The following is a 23,982-nucleotide window of genomic DNA, read 5'->3' as shown; positions in this document are numbered from 1 at the left end:
GGAGGGGTTGCCGTCAATGCGGCCATGGCAAGAAGTCCGTCAGGACTTGTTTGCTTTCTGGAAGCGCTCAAGTTGTTCGTTGCCGCGCTTGACGGCATTGTCCAGCGCTTCCTTGGCCGGCTTGCTGCCCTGCCACACGCCTTCGAGTTCCTCGTCGATGATGGTGCGGATCTGCACGAAGTTACCGAGGCGCACGCCGCGCGACTTGTCGGTGGTCTTACGGATCATCTGGTTGACCGACACGTCGGCACCCGGGTTCTGCTTGTAGAAGCCGGATTTCTCGGTCAACTCAAACGAGGCCTTGGTCACGGGCAGATAGCCAGTGCGCTGGTGGCTGGCGGCCGCGACTTCCGGTTTGGACAGGTGGTTGAGGAAAGCGGCCACGGCCTTGTATTCCTCAGGCTTCTTGCCCGACATGACCCAGATGCTGGCGCCGCCGATCACGGTATTTTGGGGTGCGCCTTCCACATCAGGGTAATAGGGAAGGGTGCCGGTACCGTAGCCGAACTTGCCGTTGCGCTTGACGCTGCCGGCCAGGGCCGATGAACCCGTGGCCATGGCGCATTCGCCCGACACAAAGGTGGCGTCGGCCTTGTTCTCGCGGCCCTTGTAGACAAACAGGCCGGTTTTGGCCATGTTGGCCAGGTTGTCGATGTGGCGCACATGCAGCGGGCTGTTAAACGCCAGGCGGGTATCGGTGCCGCCGAAGCCGTTGTTTTTGGTCGCGTACAACACGTTGTGCCAGGCCGAGAAGCTCTCCAGCTGGGTCCAGCTGATCCAGCTGGTGGTGAACGGGCATTTGTGGCCGGAGGCCTTGAGCTTGGCTGCTGCCAGCGCGACTTCAGGCCAGGTGGTCGGCGGTTTCTCGGGGTCCAGGCCGGCGGCCTTGAACGCGTCCTTGTTGTAATGGAACACCGGCGTGGAGCTGTTGAAGGGGTAGCTCAGCATCTGGCCGTTCGGCGCGGTGTAGTAGCCCGAAACCGCCGGCACATAGGCGGCGGGGTCGAATTTCAGGCCCGCGTCGCTCATCACCTTGCCGACTGGCACGGTGGCGCCTTTGGCAGCCATCATGGTGGCGGTGCCGACCTCGAACACCTGAATCATGTGCGGCGCATTGCCGGCGCGGTAGGCGGCCACGCCGGCCGTCATCGATTCTGCGTAGCTGCCCTTGAAGGTCGGTACGACCTTGTAGTCCTTCTGGCTGGCGTTGAAGTCCTTGGCCAGGTCATTGACCCACTCGCCGAGGGCGCCGCCCATGGAATGCCACCACTGGACTTCGGTCTGGGCGTGGCTGGCGAGCGGCGCAACAAGTGCGCAGGCCGCCAGGGTGATGGCTGACAAGCATTTTTTCATGACTACTCCTGGATGAATCGGGTGTTCGAACAAATAAAGCGCCGAGTTTACGAACGATTTATGACAGTTCGATTTAAACGGTGTGACAGTTTCTTCGCTAGCGGGTTTCCACGAACGGGGGCGGGGCGCGCCTGTGAATGTTGCGCTGCGGTAACATAGGGGCAACGCGCCGGACTCAGGCCTACAGGCCCTTTTCGCCCCCGGCCTCCCACGATGAACGCTCCTGAATCCCTCCAAAAGTTAAGCGCCCTGGCCGGTGAGGCCGAGCCCGGCGCAGCCCGCATTCGCGAGATTCCCTACAACTACACCTCGTTTTCCGACCGCGAGGTCGTGATCCGTCTGCTGGGGAGCCGCGCCTGGGACTTGCTGAACCTGCTGCGCGACGAGCGCCGCACCGGCCGCTCGGCCCGCATGTTGTATGAGGTACTGGGCGACATCTGGGTGGTGCAACGCAACCCCTACCTGCAGGACGACCTGCTGGACAACCCGAAACGCCGCCGCATGTTGGTAGAGGCATTGCAACACCGGCTCGGCGAGGTCGAAAAACGCCGCACGCCCGAGCAGGACAGCCAGCGCGACGCCATCGTGGTCGAGCTGCTGGACGCGGCCAAAGGCGCCGTCGCCCAGTTCGCGACCTCGTTTGAAAACATGTACGACCTGCGCCGCCTGACCGCGCGCAAGCTCGGCAAGCTGACCCAGAAGGACAACATCAAGTTTGACGGCCTGTCGCGTGTCTCGCACGTGACCGACGCGACCGATTGGCGCGTCGAATACCCGTTTGTGGTGCTCACACCGGATACCGAGGCCGAGATGGCTGGCCTGGTCAAGGGCTGTATCGAACTCGGCCTGACCATCATCCCGCGCGGCGGCGGCACCGGCTACACCGGCGGCGCGATTCCCCTGACCTGGAAGTCAGTGGTCATCAACACCGAAAAACTCGAAGCCATGACCGAGGTCGAAATGGTCAGCCTGCCCGGCCACAGCCAGCCGGTGGCTACCGTCTGGACCGAAGCTGGCGTGGTGACCCAGCGTGTGGCCGATGCCGCCGAACGCGGCGGTTTTGTGTTTGCGGTCGATCCGACCTCGGCCGAAGCCTCCTGCATAGGTGGCAACATCGCCATGAACGCCGGCGGCAAGAAGGCCGTGCTCTGGGGCACGGCGCTGGATAACCTCGCGTCCTGGCGCATGGTCACGCCCCAGGCCGAGTGGCTGGAAGTCACGCGGCTGGACCACAACCTTGGCAAGATCCACGACGCCGAGATGGCCAGCTTTGAGCTGAAGTATTTCGAGGCCGACGGCAGGACGCCTCTGCGCACCGAACGCCTGGACATCGCCGGCAAGACCTTTCGCAAGGAGGGCCTGGGCAAGGACGTGACCGACAAGTTCCTCAGCGGCCTGCCCGGCATCCAGAAGGAAGGCTGCGACGGCCTGATCACCAGCGCGCGCTGGATTGTGCACCGCATGCCGGCGCACACGCGTACCGTCTGCCTGGAGTTTTTCGGCAATGCCAAGGACGCGGTGCCCAGCATCGTCGAGATCAAGGACTTCATGTTCGCCGAACAAAAGCGCGGCGGCGCCATCCTGGCCGGACTCGAACACCTGGACGACCGTTACCTGAAGGCGGTCGGTTATGCGACCAAGTCGAAAACCCACGGCGGACTGCCCAAGATGGTGCTGTTCGGCGACATCGCCGGTGACGACGCCGATGTGGTGGCCCGTGCAACGTCCGAAGTGGTTCGCATCGCCAACTCGCGCCGCGGTGAGGGTTTTATCGCCATCAGCCCGGACGCGCGCAAGAAATTCTGGCTGGATCGCAAGCGCACCGCGGCCATCTCGCGCCATACCAACGCCTTCAAGATCAATGAAGACGTGGTGATCCCGCTGCCGCGCATGGCCGAATACACCGACGGCATCGAACGCATCAACATCGAGCTGAGCCTGGCCAACAAGGTCAAGCTGTGCGATGCACTCGAAGCCTTTTTCCTCAAGGGCAAGCTGCCGCTGGGCAAGTCCGATGATGCTGGCGAGATCCCGTCGGCCGAGCTGCTGGAGGACCGCGTAGGCCAGGCCGTCACCCTGATCGCCGAAGTGCGGGCCCTGTGGTCAGGCTGGCTGCGTGATGTGGACACGCTGTTTTCGCAGTTGCAGGACCACTCGCTGCGCGCCAGCTGGAAAACCCAGTTGCGCGCGCCGCTGCAAACGATTTTTTCGGGCGCAGCCTTTGCGCCCATCCTGGCCGAATGCAGCGCCATCCACAAACAGGTGCTCAAGGGTCGGGTCTGGGCCGCGCTGCACATGCATGCGGGTGACGGCAATGTGCACACCAATTTGCCGGTCAACAGCGACGACTACGAGATGCTGCAAACCGCGCATGAAGCGGTGGCCCGCATCATGGTACTGGCGCGCTCGCTGGACGGTGTGATCTCCGGCGAACACGGCATCGGCATCACCAAGCTGGAGTTTTTGACCGACGCCGAGCTCCAGCCTTTTGCCGACTACAAGCTGCGGGTCGACCCTGAAGGGCGCTTCAACAAAGGCAAGCTGCTACGAAATCAGGAGCTTACTGGCCATGCTGGACAAGGGCTGGAGGCCAAAAAGGCTTATAAAAGCGGCGTGGACGAGGCCTTGTTCGCAGACCTCACCAACGCCTACACGCCGAGCTTCGGCCTGATGGGCCATGAGTCGCTGATCATGCAGCAGTCCGACATCGGCGCGATCGCCGACAGCGTCAAGGATTGCCTGCGCTGCGGCAAATGCAAGCCGGTCTGCGCCACCCATGTGCCGCGCGCCAACCTGCTGTACAGTCCGCGCAACAAAATTCTTGCGACCTCGCTGCTGGTCGAGGCTTTTCTGTACGAAGAGCAGACGCGGCGCGGCATCAGCATCAAGCATTGGGAAGAGTTTGAAGATGTGGCCGACCACTGCACGGTCTGCCACAAGTGCCTCTCCCCCTGCCCGGTGGACATTGACTTCGGCGAAGTGTCCATGAACATGCGCAACCTGCTGCGCAAGATGGGCCAGAAGACCTTCCGCCCCGGCAATGCGGCGGCCATGTTTTTCCTCAATGCCACCAGCCCGCAGACTATCAAGTTCATGCGCGGCGCCATGGTGGATGTTGGCTTCAAGGCGCAACGCCTGGCCAACGACCTGCTGCGCCGCGTGGCCCGCAAGCAGACAGCCCAGCCGCCGGCCACGGTCGGCAGCGCGCCGGTCAAGGAGCAGGTGATCCATTTCATCAACAAGAAGATGCCGGGCGGCCTGCCGAAAAAAACCGCGCGTGCGCTGCTGGACATCGAGGACAAGGACTACGTCCCCATCATCCGCGACCCGAAAAGCACGACGGCTGAAACCGAGGCGGTGTTTTATTTCCCCGGCTGCGGCTCGGAGCGCCTGTTTTCGCAGGTGGGCCTGGCAACGCAAGCCATGCTCTGGCATGCCGGCGTGCAGACAGTGCTGCCACCCGGTTACCTGTGCTGTGGCTACCCGCAAAAAGGCAGCGGCCAGTTCGACAAGGCCGAAAAAATCATTACCGACAACCGGGTGTTGTTCCACCGCGTGGCCAACACGCTGAACTACCTGGACATCAAGACGGTGGTGGTCAGCTGCGGCACCTGTTATGACCAGTTGCAGGGGTATGAGTTCGAGAAAATTTTCCCCGGCTGCCGCATCATCGACATCCACGAATACCTGCTGGAAAAAGGCATTACCCTGCGCACAGATGCGCCGGGCCGGGGTTATCTGTACCACGACCCTTGCCACACACCGATGAAGCTGCAGGAGCCGATGAAAACCGTCAAGGCGCTGCTGGGCGACCAAGTGCTCAAGTCGGATCGCTGCTGCGGCGAATCCGGCACGCTGGGCGTGACACGCCCCGACATTTCGACGCAAATCCGCTTCCGCAAGGAAGAAGAGCTGCGCAAGGACGAGGCCACGCTGCGCGCCAGCGGCGCGGTCGCCGCGACCGGTAATGTCAAGATTCTCACCAGTTGCCCGAGCTGTCTGCAGGGCCTGAGCCGCTACGGCAACGATTTGAACAACGGCCTGCTGGAGGCCGACTACATCGTGGTTGAGATGGCCAACCAGATCCTCGGCAAGGAATGGCTGCCGGCTTATGTGGCTGCCGCCAACAACGGCGGCATTGAACGCGTGCTGGTTTGATCCCAGCAAGAAAGTACTCCCCATGGCAGGCCTGACACCGGATTCCCCCACCCCCACGGCATTGACAGTGCACAGCCAGTCTCGCGTGCTGGAGATTGCGTTTTCGGACGGTGCCGATTTCAAAATCCCCTTTGAGTTGATGCGTGTTTATTCGCCGTCGGCTGAAGTCCAGGGTCACGGGCCGGGGCAAGAGGTGTTGCAGACCGGCAAGCGCGAGGTGTCGGTGGTCGATCTCGAACCGATTGGCAACTATGCGGTCAAACCGGTTTTTTCGGACGGCCATGAAAGCGGCATCTTTTCCTGGGATTACCTTTATTTTCTGGGCGCTGAACAAGCCCGCCTGTGGGCCGACTACACACAGCGCCTGGAAGCCGCCGGGGCCCAGCGCGACGCACCCATGCCTGCTGCCAGCGGCCATGGCTGCAGCAGCCATTGATGCACGCGGGCCGTTTCTCTTCCACTATCAATTTAATAGCTGCTCGGGTCCGACCGACGAGGGCGGGTGTTGTTTTTCAACATAAATGTCGCCAATGCCCCACGCGGTGACAGGGTTGTCGCTTGAATTGGCGGGTTTCGCCCCTAGCATTAGCTTATGAGCAGCACCCACTTCGGATTCCAGTCTGTCGACGAGAAAGACAAGGCCAGCCGTGTGCGCAGCGTGTTCGATTCGGTCGCGCCCAAATATGACGTGATGAACGACCTGATGTCCATGGGCCTGCACCGCGTCTGGAAAGCCTACACGGTGATGGTGGCCGATGTGAAAGAGGGCCAGAGTGTGCTGGACATCGCTGGCGGCACCGGTGACCTGGCGCTGGCCTTTGCGCCCAAAGTGGGCAGCACCGGCTGCGTGGTGCACACCGACATCAATGAAGCCATGCTGCGCGAAGGTCGCAACCGCCTGCTGGACGCCGGCAAACTCTTGCCGACCACCGTTTGCGACGCCGAGAAGCTGCCGTTTGCCGACGCCAGCTTCGACCTGGTCAGCGTGGCTTTCGGCCTGCGCAACATGACGCACAAGGATCTGGCGCTGGCCGAGATGAACCGGGTGCTCAAGCCTGGCGGCAAGCTGCTGGTGCTGGAATTTTCAAAAATCGCCAAACCGCTGGCCAAAGTCTACGACTGGTATTCCTTCAATATGCTGCCCAGACTGGGCAAGCTGGTGGCCAACGACGACTCGAGTTACCGCTACCTGGCGGAGTCGATTCGCATGCATCCCGGCCAGGACGAACTAAAGGCCCTGATGCATAAAGGTGGTTTTGGTCATGTGGACTATCACAACCTCACCGGCGGGGTAGTGGCATTACATGTTGGAATCAAGTGTTGAAGCAATTACATAGAGGAGACGTCATGAAATTCTGGTCTGCAATTCTCTCGGCCGTGCTGGCCGTCACCATGCTGCTGGCGTATTCGCCTGCCGCAGAAGCCAAACGCATGGGCGGTGGCGGCTCGGTTGGGCGCCAGTCGTCCAACGTGACGCAGCGCCAGGCCACCCCGCCTGCCGCGCCTGCCAACACTGCAGCCGCTGCGGCGCCCAAGAAGCCCTGGGGCGCCATGCTCGGTGGCCTGGCTGCGGGTCTGGGTCTGGCCTGGTTGGCTTCCTCGCTCGGCCTGGGCGAAGCGTTTGGCCAGATCATCATGTTCGCCCTGTTGGCGCTGGTGATCATGGTGGTGGTCGGCTTTGTGATGCGCCGTCTGAAGGCTGGCAACGGCCAGGGCGCTACGCCTTTCGCCATGCAGGGCGCGGGCAATGCCACCACACCGCGCAACTACAGCCCGGAAAACGTGGGCAATGATGCTTCGGCCCGGCCCTGGGAGCGCAACAACATGGCTTTTGACGCCAGCAAGGCGGCCGGTAGCGGTTCGATGATCGGCTCGGCACTGAACGGGCCCCAGGCCTGGGGTGTGCCCGACGGCTTTGATGCTGAAGGTTTCCTGCGTGCCTGCAAGACCAACTTCGTGACCCTGCAGGACGCCTGGGACCGTTCCGACGTGAACAGCCTGCGCGCCATGATGACCGACGAGATGCTGGAGCAGATCAAGGCCCAGCTCGCCGACCGCGAGTCCCACACCGGCGGCAGCGTCAACAAGACCGATGTCGTCATGCTCGAAGCCAAGCTGCTGGGCATCGAGGAACTCAGCGACGTCTACATGGCCAGCGTCGAGTTCTCCGGCATGATCCGCGAAGACGCGTCGGCCGGCGCCAGCCCGTTCCGCGAGGTCTGGAACATGACCAAACCGCGCAATGGTGGCGGCTGGCTGGTCGCCGGCGTACAAGCATTGCAGTAAGCTCCCACGTTCGCTCGCTTCGCGCAGCGCTCTGCCCTCCGCGGGGCGGTCCTTGCTGTCATAAAGCCCCTTCAATCGTTTGTGCGATGAAGGGGCTTTTTCAATCTGCTGCAAAATCGGGGACGTATGAATAACCCGTCCCCTTTTTCTTTTCTGCAATCCTTGGTAACCCGCTTTCAGCCGCCCGCCTGGTTGGTCGATGAGGGGCAGCAGAAGCTGGTGCTGTTCCTCAACCACGTGCTGATGCAGGAAAAAGAAGCCCAGAACCGGCTGCTGCGAAAAAAAGGCAGCGTGGTTCATGTGCGCTGGGGCCTGTTTGCGCTGGACCTGGTCATCACGCCGGCTGGCCTGCTGGACCGAGCTGCCCCCGGCGCCAAACCTGACCTCCTGCTGGCCGTCGCCGCAGAATCACCGACGGTCGTGTTGCAGTCGGTGATGGCTGGCAAAGCGCCGCCGGTCAAGATCGAAGGGGATGTGCAACTGGCCGCCGAGCTCGGCTGGCTGGCCGATAACCTGCGCTGGGATGTGGAAGAAGACCTGTCGCGCATCATCGGCGATGTGCCGGCGCACACGCTGGCTGGCTTCGCCCGCCAGGCCCTGACCGGCCTGCGGCAGTTCCTGGCCCAGGCGCCTGTACCGCCCGCACCCTCTGGCCCCGTGACGGTGCCACCCGCGCCCGCGCCGCCGAAAGCCGCTTCATGAGCCGCCGGGCCGTCCCCAAGGCGAATACCGCAGCCAGCAGGGCGGAGGTTCGCTCATGAGCCGGCTGTTCCGGGGCGTTTTTATCGTCTGGACGGTGCTGCGCTTCGGGCTCGACGAGCTGGTGCTGTCCAGCTTCAGCAAGCCCTGGATCCGCACACTGACGCGGGTGGTGTCCATAGGCCGCGACCTGCGCTCGCCGCGCGGTGCGCGCCTGCGTGAGGCGCTGGAAAGCCTGGGGCCGATTTTTGTCAAGTTCGGTCAGGTCATGTCGACCCGCCGCGACCTGCTGCCGCTGGACATTGCCAATGAGCTGGCGCGACTGCAGGACCGGGTGCCGCCGTTCGACTCGGACGTGGCCATTGCCATCATTGAAAAAGCCTTTGGCCGCCCGATCGCCGCCATCTTCGAAACTTTCGAGCGCCAGCCGGTGGCCAGCGCTTCGATTGCTCAGGTGCACTTCGCCACGCTTCCCGGTGGCCGCGAGGTCGCGGTCAAGGTGCTGCGCCCCAACATGCTGCCGGCGATCGAGAAAGACTTGGCGCTCATGCACATGATGGCCGGCTGGGTCGAAGGCCTGTCGGCTGACGGCAAGCGGCTCAAGCCACGCGAGGTGGTGGGCGAGTTTGACAAGTACCTGCATGACGAACTGGACCTGCTGCGTGAAGCCGCGAACGCGGCGCAACTGCGTCGCAACATGCAGAACCTGAACCTGGTGCTGATCCCGGAGATGGTCTGGGATTTCTGCATGCCCGACGTGATGGTGATGCAGCGCATGAACGGTGTGCCGATCAGCCAGGTCGAGCGCCTGCGCGACGCCGGTGTGGACATGAAAAAACTGGCGCGCGACGGCGTCACCATTTTTTTTACCCAGGTGTTTCGCGACGGCTTTTTTCATGCCGACATGCATCCCGGCAACATCCAGGTCAGCCTGGAGCCAGCCACCTTCGGCCGTTACATCTCGCTGGACTTCGGCATCGTCGGCACGCTGACGGAGGTCGACAAGGAATACCTGGCGCAGAACTTCAGCGCGTTTTTTCAGCGTGACTACAAGCGGGTGGCCGAGCTGCATATCGAGTCCGGCTGGGTGCCGGGCAACACGCGGGTCGATGAACTTGAAGCTGCGATACGCGCCTGTTGCGAACCTTATTTCGACCGCCCCCTCAAGGAAATATCGCTGGGCATGGTGTTGATGCGCCTGTTTCAGACCTCGCGGCGTTTCCATGTAGAGATCCAGCCGCAGCTGGTGTTGCTGCAAAAAACCCTGCTCAACATCGAGGGCCTGGGCCGGGAGCTTGATCCCGACCTGGACCTCTGGAGCACGGCCAAGCCCTTTCTGGAAACCTGGATGCTGGAGCAAGTCGGCCCTGAAAAGCTGCTCGAGCAACTCAAGGCCGAGGCGCCCACCTATGCCAAGCTGCTGCCCGGCCTGCCGCGCCTGTTGCAGCAATACCTGAAAAACCAGTCAGGCGGTAACCGCCGGGAGCTTCAGGAGCTTCTGCAGGAGCAAAAACGAACCAACAAGCTGTTGCAAAGCCTGATCTACGGTGGCCTGGGTTTTGCATTGGGTCTCCTGGCCATGCAACTGGTGCTGCGCATTCGCCTTTTCTAGCGGGGCGGAATCTGGTGATAATCACGCATTCTTGAGGAGGCCCGCTGTGCTTTTAACCCTGGTTTTTGTCTATCTTCTGATCACCATCATCATTGGACTGTACGCCGCCAGACGCGTCAAAAACACCACGGACTATGCGGTCGCCGGGCGCAACCTGCCGCTAATCATGATTGTGACCACAACCTTTGCCACCTGGTTTGGCTCGGAAACCGTGCTGGGCATCCCGGCGAAGTTTGTCAACAGCGGTCTGGGTGGTGTGGTGGAAGACCCTTTTGGCGCAGGGACCTGCCTGATTCTGGTCGGGCTGTTCTTCGCGGGCAAACTCTACAAGATGTCGCTGCTGACCATCAGTGATTACTACCGTGAGCGTTATGGCCGTGTCATCGAGGTGGTTTGCTCCATCATCATCATGATCAGCTACCTGGGTTGGGTGGCCGCGCAAGTGACCGCGCTGGGCCTGGTGTTCAACATCCTGTCGGGCGGAGCGATCACCCCCACCACCGGCATGCTGATCGGCACTGCCTCGGTGCTGGCCTACACCTTGTTCGGTGGCATGTGGTCCGTCGCGATCACCGACTTCATTCAGATGATTGTGCTGGTGGTGGGCCTGGCGGTGCTGGCTGTGTTTGCCGGCAACCTGGCCGGCGGCGCCGACAAGGTGATCGCGCTGGCGACCAGCCGGGACTTGTTCAATTTCTGGCCTGAACCCAGCTTCAAGGAGATGATGTTTTTCCTCGCGGCGGCCATCACCATCATGTTTGGTTCGATTCCGCAGCAAGACGTTTTCCAGCGCGTGATGTCGGCCAACAGCGTCAGTGCCGCCACCAAAGGGCCGGTGATTGGCGGCGTCTGCTACATCCTGTTTGCCTTTGTGCCCATGTTTCTGGTCGCCAGCGCATTGATCATCATGCCGGAGCAAACCGCCGTGCTGCTCAAGGAAGATCCGCAAAAAATCCTGCCCACCCTGGTGCTGGAAAAAATGCCTTTTGTGATGCAGGTGCTGTTTTTCGGCGCGCTGCTGTCGGCCATCAAATCCACCGCGTCGGCGACCCTGTTGGCGCCCAGCGTAACTTTTGTGGAGAACATCTGGCGCCAGTTCAAGCCGCGCATGAGCGACAAACACGAACTCAAACTGATGCGCACCAGTGTGCTGGTGTTCAGCGCCCTGGTGCTGGCTTACGCCATCACGATGCAGGGGACGTCGATCTACGACATGGTTTCGGGGGCTTACCAGGTGCCTCTGGTGGGCGCATTCGTTCCGCTGGTGGCCGGCCTGTACTGGAAAAAAGCCAGCACACAGGGCGCGATGTTTTCGGTGGTTTGCGGCATCGCCACCTGGCTTTTGTTCACCTTCAGCACGCTGGGCGAACAGTTTCCGGCCCAGTTGGCTGGCGTGCTGGCGGCGGCGCTCGGCATGCTGGTCGGCTCCTTGACGCCGCAAACCATTGAAAACAGCCAGGGCAGCCACCATCGGCTGAGTACCGAAGCCTGAACCGCACGGGCCGGCTCCCCGCGCCTATAATTGAAGGTTTTGCATCCTGCGCTTCCCGCAGGGCAATAGCCGCGACAAGCCCCGACAAAACCTTCCAGAATCATGCCTATTTACGCCTACAAATGCGATGCCTGTGGGCATCACAAGGACGTTTTGCAAAAAATGTCCGATGCGCCGCTGACGGACTGCCCGCAGTGCGGCGCGCCTGCGTTCAAAAAGCAGCTGACCGCAGCCGGTTTCCAGCTCAAGGGCTCAGGCTGGTATGTGACTGATTTCCGCGGCGGTGGCGGCGCGGCCGCTGTCCCGCCTGTCAGTGGCAGCACGGAGGCACCTGCGGCAAGCAGCGGCGACGCCAAACCTGCTGATCCGGCGGCCAAGGCGCCGGCTGCGGCGCCCGCGCCTGCCGCCTCGGCACCGTCTCCGGGCGGCACGACCCCCAAGGCGAGCTGATGGCCGCCATTCGCCGATGGTTGCTGGCCGGCTTGCTGGTGCTCGTGCCGCTGGCCGTCACGGTATGGTTGCTCAACTGGATCATCGGTACGCTGGACCAGACGCTGCAGATTCTTCCTGAGACCTGGCACCCTGACAAATTGCTCGGGTTTCACATGCCCGGCTTCGGTGTGTTGCTGGCCTTCGCGATTGTGCTGTCGATCGGTGCTGTCGCAAGCAATTTCTTCGGCAAGAAGCTGGTGCGCTGGTGGGATGCATTGCTCAGCCGCATTCCCATCGTTCGATCGATTTATTCCAGCGTCAAACAGGTGTCGGACACGCTGTTCTCGGAAAACGGCAATGCTTTCCGCAAGGCGCTGCTGGTGCAGTGGCCGCGCGAGGGCGTGTGGACCATCGCCTTCCAGACTGGCATGCCCGGTGGTGATGTGGCCAATCACCTCACCGGCGACTACATGAGTGTGTATGTACCAACCACCCCCAACCCGACCGGCGGTTACTTCGTCATGCTCAAGCGGTCTGACTGTATCGAACTCAAGATGAGTGTCGATGAAGCCCTGACCTATGTGATTTCGATGGGCGTGGTGGTGCCCGGCACGGCTGCCAGCTACAAGCCGAAATAGTTTTCTTTCCGGAGCGCGCAAGCGTTCACAAGCACAAGCGATTTATTTATGACTTCCCAAATGCGTTCCCACTATTGCGGTCTGGTGACCGAAGCCCTGCTGGGCCAAACCGTGAGCCTGTGCGGCTGGGTCAATCGCCGGCGCGACCACGGTGGCGTGATCTTCATCGACCTGCGTGACCGCGAAGGGTATGTGCAGGTGGTCTGCGACCCGGATCGCGCCGATATGTTCACCACGGCCGAGGGTGTGCGCAACGAGTTCTGCGTGCAGATCAAGGGCCTGGTGCGGGCGCGTCCCGAAGGCACCGTCAACGAGGCGCTCAAAAGCGGCAAGATCGAGGTCTTGTGCCATGAGCTGATCGTGCTCAACCCGAGCGTCACGCCGCCGTTCCAGCTCGACGACGACAACCTGTCCGAGACCACCCGCCTGACCCACCGCGTGCTGGACCTGCGCCGCCCGTACATGCAGAACAACTTGATGCTGCGTTACCGCGTGGCGATGGAAACCCGCAAGTTTCTGGATGCCAACGGCTTCATCGACATCGAAACGCCGATGCTGACCAAAAGCACGCCCGAAGGCGCGCGTGATTATCTGGTGCCCAGCCGCGTCAACGAAGGTCAGTTCTTCGCGCTGCCGCAAAGCCCACAGCTGTTCAAGCAGCTGCTGATGGTGGCCGGCTTCGACCGTTACTACCAGATCACCAAATGTTTCCGCGACGAAGACCTGCGCGCTGATCGCCAGCCTGAATTCACGCAGATCGATATCGAAACGTCCTTCATGGGCGAGCAGGACATCCGCGACATGTTCCAGGGCATGATCAGCAACATCTTCAAGACCGTGCTGGCCACCGACCTCGGCGAATTTCCGGTCATGACCTATGCCGACGCCATGCACCGCTTCGGCTCGGACAAGCCCGACCTGCGCGTGAACCTCGAATTCACCGAGCTGACCGACATCATGGGTGATGTGGACTTCAAGGTGTTCAGCGCGCCGGCCACCACGCCGGGCGGCCGCGTGGTTGCGCTGCGTGTGCCGGGCGGCTCCGAGATGAGCCGCGGCGAGATCGACGGCTACACCGAGTTCGTCAAGATCTACGGCGCCAAGGGGCTGGCCTGGATCAAGGTCAACGACGTCAGCAAGGGCCGCGACGGGCTGCAAAGCCCCATCGTCAAGAACATCCATGACGCCGCTGTGGCCGAGATTATCAAACGCACCGGCGCGCAGAACGGCGACATCATCTTCTTCGGCGCCGACAAGGCCAAAATTGTCAACGACAGCATGGGCGCCCTGCGCCTGAAGGTCGGGCTCAGCCCGCTGGGTAAAAAGCTGGGTCTTTTTACCGCCGGCTGGAAGCCGTTGTGGGTGGTCGACTTCCCGATGTTCGAATACGACGAAGGCGCCCAGCGCTGGAGCGCGGTGCACCACCCCTTCACGGCGCCCAAGGACGGCCATGAAGACTGGATGGACACCGACCCCGGAAAATGTATCTCCAAGGCCTACGACATGGTGCTTAACGGCTGGGAGTTGGGCGGCGGCTCGGTGCGTATCCACCGCGCCGATGTACAGAACAAGGTGTTCACTGCGCTGAAGATCGGTCCGGAAGAGGCGCAGGAGAAATTCGGCTTCCTGCTCGACGCCTTGCAGTACGGCGCGCCGCCGCACGGCGGCCTGGCCTTCGGCCTGGACCGCATCGTGACCATGATGACCGGCGCCGAGTCGATTCGCGACGTGATCGCCTTCCCCAAGACCCAGCGCGCGCAGTGCCTGCTGACTCACGCGCCCAGCCCGGTCGACGAGAAGCAGCTCAGAGAACTGCACATCCGTTTGCGGACGCCGCAGCCGGTCTGAGTCGGCTTCTTAGCACTGGCGTGACGCTGGTTTGCTACGGTATTAATAGCTGCTAACGCTTGCCAGATATGGGCTGGAGGCCATTTTTATCATCAATGGTAACGGGCCGGGCGGCGTGTAAGGTGCTGGCGACCTGCAACCAAGGACCGCGACATGAAGCCGTTCAAAATCCCCGAGTCCGTTCTTGTGGTGATCCACACACCACAGCAGGAGGTGCTGCTGCTTGAGCGCGCCGACCATCCCGGCTTCTGGCAGAGCGTGACCGGTTCGCGGCACACGCCGGACGAGGCGCTGGTAGACACTGCGGCTCGGGAGGTTTTCGAGGAAACCGGGCTGGCTGCAAGCGCGGCGGATTTTCGCGACTGGGAGGTCTCCAATGTCTATGACATTTACCCCGCGTGGCGCGCACGGTATGCACCCGGCGTGACGCGCAACACCGAACATGTTTTCAGTTTGTGTGTGCCCCAGGCCTGCGTCGTCACCCTAAGCCCGCGCGAACACACGGCCTGGCAGTGGCTGTCCTGGCTGGAAGCGGCCGACCAGTGCTTTTCAGCATCCAATGCCGAGGCGGTTTTACTTTTGCCTCAATTCATGGCGTGAGTCCGAGCCCATGAACCCCTTGCACAGATCGGAAGCCTTGCAACTGCTCCAGAGTGGCCAGCAATATTTCCCCGCCCTGATCCGCGCCATCGACAGCGCGGCGGCCTGGGTGCAGATGGAGACCTATATTTTTGACCTGCACCTGGCCGGCGCCCAGGTGGCCGAGTCACTGGTGCGCGCAGCGCGGCGCGGGGTGCGCGTGGAGGTACTGGTCGACGGCATCGGTTCCGACCCCTTGCCGCCGGCCTGGCAGCAGAAGATGAAAGACGCCGGCGTGGTGTGGCTGGTCTATTCGCCGCTGGCGGCCGGGCTGGGCGGGCTTGGCCTGCTGGCGCCGAACCGCTGGCGGCGGCTGCATCGCAAACTGTGTGTGGTGGATCAGCGCACGGTTTTTTGTGGTGGTATCAATGTGCTGGATGACTTCTACGATCCCAACCATGGCGAGTTGTCATCCCCGCGGTTCGATTTTGCGGTCGCCGTGACCGGGCCCCTGGCGGCGGAGGCGGCCGAAGCCATGGCCTTGTTATGGTGGCGCGTGCAAGCCGGCTACAGTGCCCGGCAGAACCACTTGAGCGCAGCCTGGGAAAAATTCAAGGCGGCCGGGTATGGCCGACGTACCGACGCAGCAGGCCTGTCTGCCAAAGCTGCGTCAGCAGCGCCGGGCGCTGCGCCGCTGCCTGGCGCCAAAGCGGCGCTGGTGCTGCGTGACAACCTGCGCAACCGCAGCAGCATCGAGAAGGTGTATCGCCAGGCCATCGGCAAGGCGCACCACGAGATTTTGATCGCCAATGCCTATTTTGTGCCCGGCGGCAAGCTCAGGCGCGCGTTGATCAGGGCGACCCGGCGCGGCGTCAAGGTCACCCTGCTGCTCCAGGGCCGGTATGAATATTTCATGCAATACCACGCCGCCCGGCCGGTCTATGGCGCGTTGCTGAAGGCGGGTGTTGAAATTCATGAATACGAAGCCAGCTTCCTGCATGCCAAGGTCGCGGTGATCGACGGGCACTGGGCCACGGTCGGTTCGTCCAACCTCGACCCGCTGAGCCTGCTGCTGGCGCGCGAAGCCAACATGGTGATTGAGGACAAGGTATTTGCCGGCGAACTGCGCGACAGCCTGTGCGCGGCGATAGCTGGGCACGGACGCCTGCTCGATCCCGTCGCCTACAGCCAGCGGCCCTGGGGCCAGCGTATTCTGGACCACTTCGCTCATGCGCTGATGCGACTGGCTATTTTTGTGACGGGCCAGCGTTACTGATTTCTTGACCGTTTCCTGAAAGCCCCCGCACGACATGCAGGACCTGATTGTCCAGAGGCCTGAAGGCCTGTACTGCCCGGCCGGTGATTTTTATATCGACCCCTGGCGGCCGGTGGACCGCGCTGTCATCACCCATGCCCATGCCGACCATGCGCGCATGGGCCACGGCCATTACCTGGCCGCCACGCCCGCCGAGGGCGTGTTGCGTTCGCGCCTGGGCCAGAACATCACGCTGCAGAATCTCGACTACGGCCAGCAAATCGTCCACAACGGCGTGGTGCTGTCGCTGCACCCGGCCGGCCATGTGCTGGGGTCTGCCCAGGTGCGCCTTGCGCATGCCGGCCAGACCTGGGTCGCCAGCGGCGACTACAAGGTTGCGCCCGATGCGACCTGCACGCCTTTCGAGCCGGTACGCTGCGATGTGTTCATCACCGAATCCACCTTCGGCCTGCCGATTTACCGCTGGCGGCCCGATGCCGAGTTGTTTGCACAGATCAACAACTGGTGGGCCGCCAACGCCGCGCTGGGCCGCGCCAGCGTACTCATGTGTTACAGCTTCGGCAAGGCCCAGCGCATCCTGAGCGGGGTTGACCCGAGCATTGCGCCCATCATCGTGCACAGCGCGGTGCAAACGCTGAATACCGCCTACCGGGCGGCTGGCGTTGATTTGCCGGTGACGCTGACGGTCGATGAGGTCAGCGACCCGGCTGATTTCAAACGCGCGCTGGTCTTGTGCCCACCCAGCGCTGCCGGCGGTCCCTGGGCCAAGCGCTTCGGCGACTTCAGCGATGCTTTTGCCAGCGGCTGGATGCAGTTGCGCGGTGCGCGCCGGCGCGGCGCTTATGACAAGGGTTTTGTGCTCAGCGACCACGCCGACTGGCCGGGCCTGATGGGCGCCATAGGCGCGACCGGCGCCCAGCGCGTTATCGTGACCCACGGCAGCGTGCCGGTGCTGGTGCGTTACCTGACGGAGCAGGGGTTGCAGGCTGAAGCCTTTCACACCGAGTACGGTGACGACCCGGTCGAAGAGCAGGTTCAGTCCGCAATGCCTGACCCGGCGGCAGAGGTCCCCGCGCCATGAAACATTTCTCACGGCTGTTTGCCGAACTCGACAGCACCACCTCGACCAAGGCCAAGGTGGAAGCCCTGCAGCGCTACTTCGCGCGCACACCGGCACCCGACGCGGCCTGGGCGGTGTATTTTCTGGCCGGCGGCAAACCGCGTCAGGTGGTCAAGACCGCGACGTTGCGCCAGCTCGCCTGCGAGACCGCAGGCATAGACGACTGGCTGTTCGAGGCGTGTTACCAGGCGGTCGGCGACCTGGCAGAGACCATTGCCTTTATCCTGCCGCTGCAGGCCACAGAGTCTGACCTGGGCCTGGCCGACTGGGTGGAAAACCGGCTGCTGCCGCTGCGCGGATTGCCCGAGGACGACGTGGCCCGCCGGGTGCGCGGCTACTGGCGGGAACTCGATGCGCAGGGCCGCTTTCTGCTGGTCAAGCTGGTTGGCGGCGGTTTTCGGGTAGGCGTCAGCAAATTGCTGGTGCAGCGCGCGCTGGCAGCGCATTCCGGCATCGATGCCAAACGCATCGCGCAGCGCATGATGGGTTACATGGACGCGAAGGTGATGCCGTCCGCAATCAAATACGAAGCCCTTCTGGTCGATGCGACCGGGGCTGAGGGTGATGTGCGTGATGCAGGCCAGCCCTACCCGTTTTTCCTGGCGCACCAGCTCGACACGCCGCTGGCCGGACTGGACGCGAAGCTGGGCCCGGTCGGCGACTGGCAGGTGGAGTGGAAATACGACGGTATCCGCGGCCAGATCGTCAAGCGTGCCGGTCAGGTTTGGCTCTGGTCGCGCGGTGAGGAACTGGTGACCGAGCGTTTTCCTGAAATTGTGGCGCTGGCCCAGCCGCTGGCTGATGGCACCGTGCTCGATGGCGAGATTCTGGTGTGGGTCGCTGATGGAGACGTCGCTGGCCGGCCGGCGAGTTTTGCACTGCTGCAGCAACGCATAGGCCGCAAGACCCTGGGCAAAAAAATCCTCTCCGACGCACCGGTGACCTTTATGGCCTACGACCTGCTCGAACTCGCCGGCCAGGACCTGCGCGCCCAGCCGCAGCGCCTGCGGCGGGAACTGCTGGAGCAGTTGCTGGCAGGTTCGCCGCTAAAAATTTCGCCTGTGGAGCGGCTGGCGTCGTGGCAGGAATTCGCCACGCTGCGCAACGAATCGCGCCAGCGCGGCGTCGAAGGTTTCATGCTCAAACGCCTGGACGCAGCCTACGGCACCGGCCGCACCAAGGCCGACGGCCTGTGGTGGAAATGGAAGATAGAGCCCATGACCATCGACTGTGTGCTGATCTACGCGCAGGCCGGTCACGGGCGGCGCGCCTCGCTCTACACCGACTACACCTTTGCGGTCTGGAACCGCACGCCGAAGGATGCCGAAGAAGCCGCGGCCGTGGTAGAGGCGATTGCGAAAAGGCAACCGGCCCAGCCCGACGGCCTTCAACTGGTTGCCTTCGCCAAGGCCTATTCCGGCCTCACGGACGCGGAGTTCAAGCGCATCGACAGCGTGATCCGCAAAACCACACTGGAGAAATTTGGGCCGGTGCGCAGTGTGCGGCCCACGCTGGTGTTCGAGCTCGGTTTCGAGGGCATCAACCGCAGTCCGCGCTACAAAAGCGGCATTGCCGTGCGCTTTCCGCGCATGTTGCGGATTCGGGACGACAAGCCCCTACACGAGGCTGACACCCTCGATGCGCTCAACATGCTCCTGAATTTATAGCTACTTACGACCACCCAGCATGGGTTGGAGGCCTAAAACCCTTTCAAAAATCAGGCATGACCTGCGCTGGACGGGCTGGTAACATTGGTCATGCTCATGAAATCCGACACGCCCGCAGGACAAGCGGCCCCTGACGACGCAGGAACCCCGGTCTCCGTCAAGATCCGCGAACGTCTGGCCGCCGCCAAAAAGCGCTTCAACGCCAACGACAATATCGCCGCCTTCATCGAACCGGGCGAGCTCGAAAAGCTCCTCGACGAAGTCGAAACCAAGATGCAGGGCGTGCTCGACAGCCTGGTGATCGACACCGTGGGCGACCACAACACCCAGAACACCGCGCGCCGGGTTGCCAAGATGTACCTCAATGAGGTGTTCAAGGGCCGCTATGTGGAGGGCCCGACCATCACCGAGTTTCCGAACGCCGAACACCTCAACGAACTCATCATCGTTGGCCCCATCACCGTGCGCAGCGCCTGTTCGCACCATTTTTGCCCGGTGATCGGCCAGCTCTGGATCGGCGTGATGCCCAACGAACACACCAACGTGATCGGCCTGTCCAAGTACGCACGCCTGGCCGAGTGGATCATGGGCCGCCCGCAAATCCAGGAAGAAGCCGTGGTGCAACTGGCCGACCTGATCCAGCAGAAAACCCGGCCTGATGGCCTGGCCATCGTCATGGAGGCCAGCCACTTCTGCATGGGCTGGCGTGGCGTCAAGGACATGGACAGCAAGATGATCAATTCCGTGATGCGCGGCGTGTTCCTCAAGGACCCGAACCTGCGCCGCGAGTTTTTGTCTCTCATTCCCAAAAAGAGCAGCAGCTAAGGACACACACAGATATGTTGGTACGCCTTCTTTACGCCAGCCGCTCGGCCAATCCGGCCTCCAGCGACAGCACCGAGTCCATTCTGGCCCAGTCGCGCAGCCACAACCCGGCCATGGGCATCACCGGCATCCTGTGTTACGGCGGCGGCATTTTCCTGCAGGCGCTTGAAGGGGGCCGGGCTCAGGTCAGCGACCTGTACGGCCACATCCAGAAGGACCCGCGCCACACCGACGTGGTGCTGCTGCACTATGAAGAAATCAGCGAGCGCCGTTTCGGCGGCTGGACCATGGGCCAGGTCAATGTGGCCAAGGTCAACACCTCCATCTTGCTGAAATACTCGGAAAAACCCGAGCTCGACCCCTATTCGGTGTCGGGCAAGGTGTCGCTGGCGCTGCTGGAAGACCTGATGGCCACCGCCGCCATCTGCGGCAGAGCCTGAACTTGCTGCCGGTGCTGATGCGCTGCCGGCGCGTCGGGTAATCCCCGGTGCCGCTTTCCGCCCTTGCGCTGGTCATTCTCGCCGGGCTGATCCACGCCAGCTGGAACATTGCCGCCAAAAAGGCTGGTGGCGACGCGCGTTTTGCTTTTTTCACCAGCGTGGTTCTGATGTGGATCTGGGCGCCGGTCGGGCTGTGGGCCGCCTGGGGCGTCGTGCCGGGCTGGGGCTGGCGCGAGTGGGCGGTGATTGCCCTCAGCGGCGTGCTGCATGTGCTGTATTACGTGGTGCTGCTGCGCGGCTACCGCAAGGCCGACCTGACCGTGGTCTACCCGCTGGCGCGCGGTTCCGGACCGCTGCTGTCGTCCCTGTTTGCCATCATGCTGCTGGGCGAGCAGATCTCGGCCTTGGGACTGTTCGGCATCGTCGGTGTGGTCGGCGGGGTGTTCCTGATTGCCGGCGGGCCCGGCCTGCTGCGCGCCGCGCATGACCCGGCGCAGCGCCAGCGGGTCCACAAGGGCATGGTCTATGGCCTGCTGAGCGGGGCCTTCATTGCCAGCTACACCGTGGTCGACGGTTATGCGGTCAAGTTCATGCTGATGTCCCCGATCCTGGTCGACTACCTGGGCAACTTTGTGCGGCTGGCGCTGCTCGCGCCCACGGTGCTGCGTGACCGGCCGGCGGCGCGGCTGCTGTGGATCCAGCAGTGGAAATACGCGTTGCTGGTCGGCGCCATCAGCCCGGTGTCGTATGTGCTGGTGCTGTATGCAATGCAGGTGGCGCCGCTGTCGCATGTGGCGCCAGCGCGCGAAGTCTCCATGCTGTTTGCGGCGCTGATTGGCGGGCATTTGCTCGGCGAGGGTGACCGGCTGCAACGCGCGTTCGGCGCGGCGCTGATTGGCCTGGGTGTGATGGCGCTGGCGCTGGGCTGACCGACAATCCGGGCATGATGCTGATCGGTTGCGATTTCTCCAGCGCGCCTACGCGCCGTAAACCCATCGTGCTGGCATTGGGTTCCAGCGCCGGCGGGCGCGTGCAACTGGCCCGGCTGGTGCAACTGCACTCACTCGACGATTTTGACGCCTGGTTGCGGCAACCCGCGGGCTGGTTGGGGGCGTTTGATTTTCCGTTCGGGCTGCCGCGTGAACTGGTCGAGCAGCTCGGCTGGCCGCTCGGCTGGCCGGCCCTGATGGCGCATTACGCCGGGCTGAGCCGCGCCGAGATACGCCAGACCTTCGCCGCGTTTTGTGACGCCAGACCGGTTGGTGGCAAGTTCGCCCACCGCGCCACCGACCGACCAGCCGGCGCCAGCCCCTCGATGAAATGGGTCAACCCGCCAGTCGCCTACATGCTGCATGCGGGCGCACCGCGCCTGCTGGCGGCCGGTGTGCATCTGCCAGGGCTGCATGACGGTGACCGCAACCGGGTTGCGCTGGAAGCCTATCCGGGCCTGCTGGCGCGCGAGGTGCTCGGCCACCGCTCCTACAAAAGCGATGATCGCGTGAAGCAGACAGCCGAGCGGCTGATTGCCCGCAAGGATCTGATCACTGCGCTGGAGATGGGCCAGACCCGCCTGGGCCTGCGCCTGAAGTTGACGCACGCCCAGCGCGATACGCTGGTGGACGACGGCAGTGGCGACGCCCTCGACGCCGTGCTTTGCCTGATGCAGGCCGCCTGGGCGCAGACGCAACATACCCAGGACGCACCCTGCTACGGCCTGCCGGCGGAGATCGATCCGCTTGAGGGCTGGATCGTCTCGGCCTGACCCCGGCCTGATCCCTGCTGAACGGAAATTCATGAAAAATCGGCCCCCAGCCCATGTCCCGCTTGTATGAGAAGCTATAAAAAGAGTAGCAAATGATGGCCTCCTTGCTGGCTGACCTGGTGTTGCTGGTGCACCTGCTGTTCATTGTGTTTGCGGTGGGCGGCGGGGCGTTGGCCCTGCGCTGGCGCTGGATGCCCTGGTTGCACCTGCCGGCGCTGGCCTGGGGCGCGACGGTGGAGTTCACCGGCTGGATCTGCCCACTGACGCCGCTGGAAAACGCCTTGCGCCGGGCTGCCGGTGCGGCCACCTACAGTGAGAGCTTCATCGAACGTTATCTGATGCCTGTGATTTACCCGGGCGATCTGACACGCGAGTTGCAGTGGGTGTTGGGTGCGCTGCTGCTGGTGATCAATGGCGTGGTTTATGCCGTGGTCTGGCGCCGCCGGAAGCGCCTGAAGTGACCGGGCTGCGTGTCTGCCTCGCATGGCTGGTGCTCTGGGCAGCGGTCGCCGCCCAGGCAGGTGGCGCCTGGAGCGGGACGGTCACGCGTATTGCTGATGGCGATACGCTGTGGGTGCGGCCTCGGTTGGGCGGCCCACCGGTCAAGATACGGGTTCACGGGATCGACGCGCCGGAGATCTGCCAGGCCGGCGGACCCGCGTCACGCGCAGCGTTGGCGCAGCGGTTGGCGGGGCGGCGGGTTCAGGTCAGTCCGCAACGCACGGACGACTATGGCCGCACCGTTGCGGCCCTCCATCTGGAAGGGGAGGATGTCGCAGGCTGGATGGTGGATCAGGGACACGCCTGGTCTTACCGTTTTGGCCGGGATGGCGGCCCGTACAGGGCGCAGCAAGCCGACGCGCAGGCGGCAGCGCGGGGTTTGTTTGCCGATCAACTGGCTGTGGAGCCACGCCTGTTTCGCAAGCAAAACGGTCCCTGTGATTCGCCATAAACAGCGAGGGGCAACGTCCTACATGGAATTGCGGCGCTGCTGACGAGGCGTCTCCGGCCACAAAACTACAGTGGAATTTCGCCTGCCACACCGGCGGGTTTCACTCAAAGGAAGCACCATGAACAAGCACCAAGTTGAAGGCCGGGTTGACGCAGCCAAAGGCAAGGCCAAAGAAGTTGCCGGTCGTGTTGTCGGCAACGAAAGCCTCGAAGCCGAAGGCATGGCCGATCAGGTCAAGGGCAAGGCCCAGTCCGGTTACGGCGATGCCAAGGAAGATGCCAAGAATGCGGCCAGGAAGGTTATCGACAAGCTCTGAACCGCGCGTCCACGGAACCGTTCAAGGACCATTTGAAAGGAGATTCACCATGATGACCCATTCCAATCCGGCCGGCGCAGTGCGTCGCCCTTTCGCCGTCGCTGTTTGTTCGGTGGCGGTTCTCCTGGCACTGGCTGCCTGCGGCAAAACCGACGAGGGCAAAACTGTCGGCCAGTCGGTCGACTCGGGCATTGCAAAAACCGGGCAGGCGGCCAAGGATGCTGGCAATGCCATGAAGGATGCGACCAAGGAGGCCCAGGCAACTGGCAGCCAGGCCAGCACCACCATGGGCGAAAAAATTGACGATGCTGTGATCACAACTTCGGTCAACGCCAGTTTTGTCAAAGACACCGATCTGAGCGCGATCAAGATCAATGTCGACACCAAGGGGGGGGTCGTCACGCTCATGGGTCCGGCACCTACGGCGGCGGCCAAGGACAAGGCCACCGACCTGGCCAGGCAGGTCAAGGGTGTTGTTTCGGTCAACAACCAACTGGTGGTCACGGGCAGCTGAACTGCGGCTTGAC

General features: G+C 62.7%; 23 protein-coding genes. 22 read left to right on the top strand and 1 reads right to left on the bottom strand.

Annotated features, from left to right (window positions below; translation table 11 throughout):
- Positions 1 to 39: 39 nt before the first annotated feature.
- Positions 40 to 1,353: a sn-glycerol-3-phosphate ABC transporter substrate-binding protein UgpB gene (gene ugpB, locus ACH2CW_RS13460; RefSeq protein WP_395058957.1), complete on the bottom strand. Its 1,314-nt coding sequence runs from the start codon at positions 1,351 to 1,353 to the stop codon at positions 40 to 42.
- A 213-nt stretch (positions 1,354 to 1,566) separates the two neighbouring features.
- On the opposite strand from ugpB, the gene ACH2CW_RS13455 reads away from it, so the two are divergent.
- From ACH2CW_RS13455 to ACH2CW_RS13350, 22 genes are all read left to right on the top strand, one after another.
- Positions 1,567 to 5,511: a DUF3683 domain-containing protein gene (locus tag ACH2CW_RS13455; RefSeq protein WP_395058955.1), complete on the top strand. Its 3,945-nt coding sequence runs from the start codon at positions 1,567 to 1,569 to the stop codon at positions 5,509 to 5,511.
- Between the two features lie 22 nt (positions 5,512 to 5,533).
- A complete protein-coding gene (locus tag ACH2CW_RS13450; RefSeq protein ID WP_395058953.1) occupies positions 5,534 to 5,947 on the top strand; it encodes a gamma-butyrobetaine hydroxylase-like domain-containing protein in 414 nt (137 codons plus the stop codon).
- A 156-nt stretch (positions 5,948 to 6,103) separates the two neighbouring features.
- On the top strand, positions 6,104 to 6,835 hold the full coding sequence (gene ubiE / locus ACH2CW_RS13445; protein WP_395058951.1) for a bifunctional demethylmenaquinone methyltransferase/2-methoxy-6-polyprenyl-1,4-benzoquinol methylase UbiE: 732 nt from the start codon (positions 6,104 to 6,106) through the stop codon (positions 6,833 to 6,835).
- Positions 6,836 to 6,858: 23 nt separating this feature from the next.
- Positions 6,859 to 7,797, top strand: coding sequence for a Tim44 domain-containing protein (locus ACH2CW_RS13440; protein ID WP_395058949.1), 939 nt, complete (start codon positions 6,859 to 6,861; stop codon positions 7,795 to 7,797).
- 126 nt (positions 7,798 to 7,923) lie between these two features.
- The gene (locus ACH2CW_RS13435; protein WP_395058947.1) at positions 7,924 to 8,499 is read left to right on the top strand and encodes a hypothetical protein; all 576 of its coding nucleotides are present in this window, start codon (positions 7,924 to 7,926) and stop codon (positions 8,497 to 8,499) included.
- Between the two features lie 55 nt (positions 8,500 to 8,554).
- Positions 8,555 to 10,108, top strand: coding sequence for a ubiquinone biosynthesis regulatory protein kinase UbiB (gene ubiB, locus ACH2CW_RS13430; RefSeq protein ID WP_395058945.1), 1,554 nt, complete (start codon positions 8,555 to 8,557; stop codon positions 10,106 to 10,108).
- A 46-nt stretch (positions 10,109 to 10,154) separates the two neighbouring features.
- Positions 10,155 to 11,600: a sodium:solute symporter family protein gene (locus ACH2CW_RS13425; RefSeq protein WP_395058943.1), complete on the top strand. Its 1,446-nt coding sequence runs from the start codon at positions 10,155 to 10,157 to the stop codon at positions 11,598 to 11,600.
- 102 nt (positions 11,601 to 11,702) lie between these two features.
- On the top strand, positions 11,703 to 12,050 hold the full coding sequence (locus ACH2CW_RS13420; RefSeq protein WP_395058941.1) for an FmdB family zinc ribbon protein: 348 nt from the start codon (positions 11,703 to 11,705) through the stop codon (positions 12,048 to 12,050).
- A complete protein-coding gene (locus ACH2CW_RS13415; protein WP_395058939.1) occupies positions 12,050 to 12,670 on the top strand; it encodes a DUF502 domain-containing protein in 621 nt (206 codons plus the stop codon). Before ACH2CW_RS13420 ends, ACH2CW_RS13415 begins: the two co-directional genes overlap by 1 nt.
- A 60-nt stretch (positions 12,671 to 12,730) precedes the next feature.
- The gene (aspS, locus tag ACH2CW_RS13410) at positions 12,731 to 14,518 is read left to right on the top strand and encodes an aspartate--tRNA ligase (protein ID WP_395058937.1); all 1,788 of its coding nucleotides are present in this window, start codon (positions 12,731 to 12,733) and stop codon (positions 14,516 to 14,518) included.
- 153 nt (positions 14,519 to 14,671) lie between these two features.
- Entirely contained in the window at positions 14,672 to 15,118 is a 447-nt protein-coding gene (nudB, locus tag ACH2CW_RS13405) for a dihydroneopterin triphosphate diphosphatase (RefSeq protein ID WP_395058935.1), read from the top strand.
- 10 nt (positions 15,119 to 15,128) lie between these two features.
- Positions 15,129 to 16,373 (top strand): cardiolipin synthase ClsB, encoded by a 1,245-nt coding sequence (gene clsB, locus ACH2CW_RS13400; protein WP_395058933.1) that lies wholly within the window; start codon positions 15,129 to 15,131, stop codon positions 16,371 to 16,373.
- Between the two features lie 34 nt (positions 16,374 to 16,407).
- Positions 16,408 to 17,454: a ligase-associated DNA damage response exonuclease gene (locus ACH2CW_RS13395; protein ID WP_395058931.1), complete on the top strand. Its 1,047-nt coding sequence runs from the start codon at positions 16,408 to 16,410 to the stop codon at positions 17,452 to 17,454.
- Complete coding sequence (locus ACH2CW_RS13390) at positions 17,451 to 19,160, top strand: ATP-dependent DNA ligase (protein ID WP_395058929.1); 1,710 nt, start codon at positions 17,451 to 17,453, stop codon at positions 19,158 to 19,160. Before ACH2CW_RS13395 ends, ACH2CW_RS13390 begins: the two co-directional genes overlap by 4 nt.
- Before the next feature lie 90 nt (positions 19,161 to 19,250).
- Entirely contained in the window at positions 19,251 to 19,985 is a 735-nt protein-coding gene (gene folE, locus ACH2CW_RS13385) for a GTP cyclohydrolase I (protein WP_395058927.1), read from the top strand.
- Between the two features lie 14 nt (positions 19,986 to 19,999).
- Positions 20,000 to 20,425 (top strand): BLUF domain-containing protein, encoded by a 426-nt coding sequence (locus ACH2CW_RS13380; RefSeq protein ID WP_395058925.1) that lies wholly within the window; start codon positions 20,000 to 20,002, stop codon positions 20,423 to 20,425.
- Positions 20,426 to 20,472: 47 nt separating this feature from the next.
- Positions 20,473 to 21,354 (top strand): EamA family transporter, encoded by an 882-nt coding sequence (locus ACH2CW_RS13375; RefSeq protein WP_395058923.1) that lies wholly within the window; start codon positions 20,473 to 20,475, stop codon positions 21,352 to 21,354.
- A 14-nt stretch (positions 21,355 to 21,368) separates the two neighbouring features.
- Positions 21,369 to 22,187, top strand: a complete 819-nt coding sequence (locus tag ACH2CW_RS13370) for a DUF429 domain-containing protein (RefSeq protein WP_395058921.1) — start codon at positions 21,369 to 21,371, stop codon at positions 22,185 to 22,187.
- Positions 22,188 to 22,279: 92 nt separating this feature from the next.
- Positions 22,280 to 22,648, top strand: a complete 369-nt coding sequence (locus ACH2CW_RS13365; protein ID WP_395058919.1) for a DUF2784 domain-containing protein — start codon at positions 22,280 to 22,282, stop codon at positions 22,646 to 22,648.
- On the top strand, positions 22,645 to 23,139 hold the full coding sequence (locus ACH2CW_RS13360; RefSeq protein ID WP_395058917.1) for a thermonuclease family protein: 495 nt from the start codon (positions 22,645 to 22,647) through the stop codon (positions 23,137 to 23,139). The genes ACH2CW_RS13365 and ACH2CW_RS13360 overlap by 4 nt, the downstream gene beginning before the upstream one ends.
- A gap of 118 nt (positions 23,140 to 23,257) precedes the next feature.
- Entirely contained in the window at positions 23,258 to 23,455 is a 198-nt protein-coding gene (locus ACH2CW_RS13355; RefSeq protein WP_395058915.1) for a CsbD family protein, read from the top strand.
- Positions 23,456 to 23,504: 49 nt separating this feature from the next.
- The gene (locus ACH2CW_RS13350) at positions 23,505 to 23,969 is read left to right on the top strand and encodes a BON domain-containing protein (protein ID WP_395058913.1); all 465 of its coding nucleotides are present in this window, start codon (positions 23,505 to 23,507) and stop codon (positions 23,967 to 23,969) included.
- Positions 23,970 to 23,982: the final 13 nt, after the last annotated feature.

The organism is Polaromonas sp., from assembly GCF_043778355.1.
Classification (GTDB): domain Bacteria; phylum Pseudomonadota; class Gammaproteobacteria; order Burkholderiales; family Burkholderiaceae_C; genus Polaromonas.
This window is presented reverse-complemented; position numbering and strand designations above follow the sequence as displayed.

Excerpts from the sequence above, each read along its gene's own strand:
- ugpB (WP_395058957.1), bottom strand. The coding sequence starts at position 1,353 with ATGAAAAAATGCTTGTCAGCCATCACCCTGGCGGCCTGCGCACTTGTT.
- ACH2CW_RS13455 (WP_395058955.1), top strand. The coding sequence starts at position 1,567 with ATGAACGCTCCTGAATCCCTCCAAAAGTTAAGCGCCCTGGCCGGTGAG.
- ACH2CW_RS13450 (WP_395058953.1), top strand. The coding sequence starts at position 5,534 with ATGGCAGGCCTGACACCGGATTCCCCCACCCCCACGGCATTGACAGTG.
- ubiE (WP_395058951.1), top strand. The coding sequence starts at position 6,104 with ATGAGCAGCACCCACTTCGGATTCCAGTCTGTCGACGAGAAAGACAAG.
- ACH2CW_RS13440 (WP_395058949.1), top strand. The coding sequence starts at position 6,859 with ATGAAATTCTGGTCTGCAATTCTCTCGGCCGTGCTGGCCGTCACCATG.
- ACH2CW_RS13435 (WP_395058947.1), top strand. The coding sequence starts at position 7,924 with ATGAATAACCCGTCCCCTTTTTCTTTTCTGCAATCCTTGGTAACCCGC.
- ubiB (WP_395058945.1), top strand. The coding sequence starts at position 8,555 with ATGAGCCGGCTGTTCCGGGGCGTTTTTATCGTCTGGACGGTGCTGCGC.
- ACH2CW_RS13420 (WP_395058941.1), top strand. The coding sequence starts at position 11,703 with ATGCCTATTTACGCCTACAAATGCGATGCCTGTGGGCATCACAAGGAC.
- ACH2CW_RS13415 (WP_395058939.1), top strand. The coding sequence starts at position 12,050 with ATGGCCGCCATTCGCCGATGGTTGCTGGCCGGCTTGCTGGTGCTCGTG.
- aspS (WP_395058937.1), top strand. The coding sequence starts at position 12,731 with ATGCGTTCCCACTATTGCGGTCTGGTGACCGAAGCCCTGCTGGGCCAA.
- nudB (WP_395058935.1), top strand. The coding sequence starts at position 14,672 with ATGAAGCCGTTCAAAATCCCCGAGTCCGTTCTTGTGGTGATCCACACA.
- clsB (WP_395058933.1), top strand. The coding sequence starts at position 15,129 with ATGAACCCCTTGCACAGATCGGAAGCCTTGCAACTGCTCCAGAGTGGC.
- ACH2CW_RS13395 (WP_395058931.1), top strand. The coding sequence starts at position 16,408 with ATGCAGGACCTGATTGTCCAGAGGCCTGAAGGCCTGTACTGCCCGGCC.
- ACH2CW_RS13390 (WP_395058929.1), top strand. The coding sequence starts at position 17,451 with ATGAAACATTTCTCACGGCTGTTTGCCGAACTCGACAGCACCACCTCG.
- folE (WP_395058927.1), top strand. The coding sequence starts at position 19,251 with ATGCTCATGAAATCCGACACGCCCGCAGGACAAGCGGCCCCTGACGAC.
- ACH2CW_RS13380 (WP_395058925.1), top strand. The coding sequence starts at position 20,000 with ATGTTGGTACGCCTTCTTTACGCCAGCCGCTCGGCCAATCCGGCCTCC.
- ACH2CW_RS13370 (WP_395058921.1), top strand. The coding sequence starts at position 21,369 with ATGATGCTGATCGGTTGCGATTTCTCCAGCGCGCCTACGCGCCGTAAA.
- ACH2CW_RS13365 (WP_395058919.1), top strand. The coding sequence starts at position 22,280 with ATGATGGCCTCCTTGCTGGCTGACCTGGTGTTGCTGGTGCACCTGCTG.
- ACH2CW_RS13355 (WP_395058915.1), top strand. The coding sequence starts at position 23,258 with ATGAACAAGCACCAAGTTGAAGGCCGGGTTGACGCAGCCAAAGGCAAG.
- ACH2CW_RS13350 (WP_395058913.1), top strand. The coding sequence starts at position 23,505 with ATGATGACCCATTCCAATCCGGCCGGCGCAGTGCGTCGCCCTTTCGCC.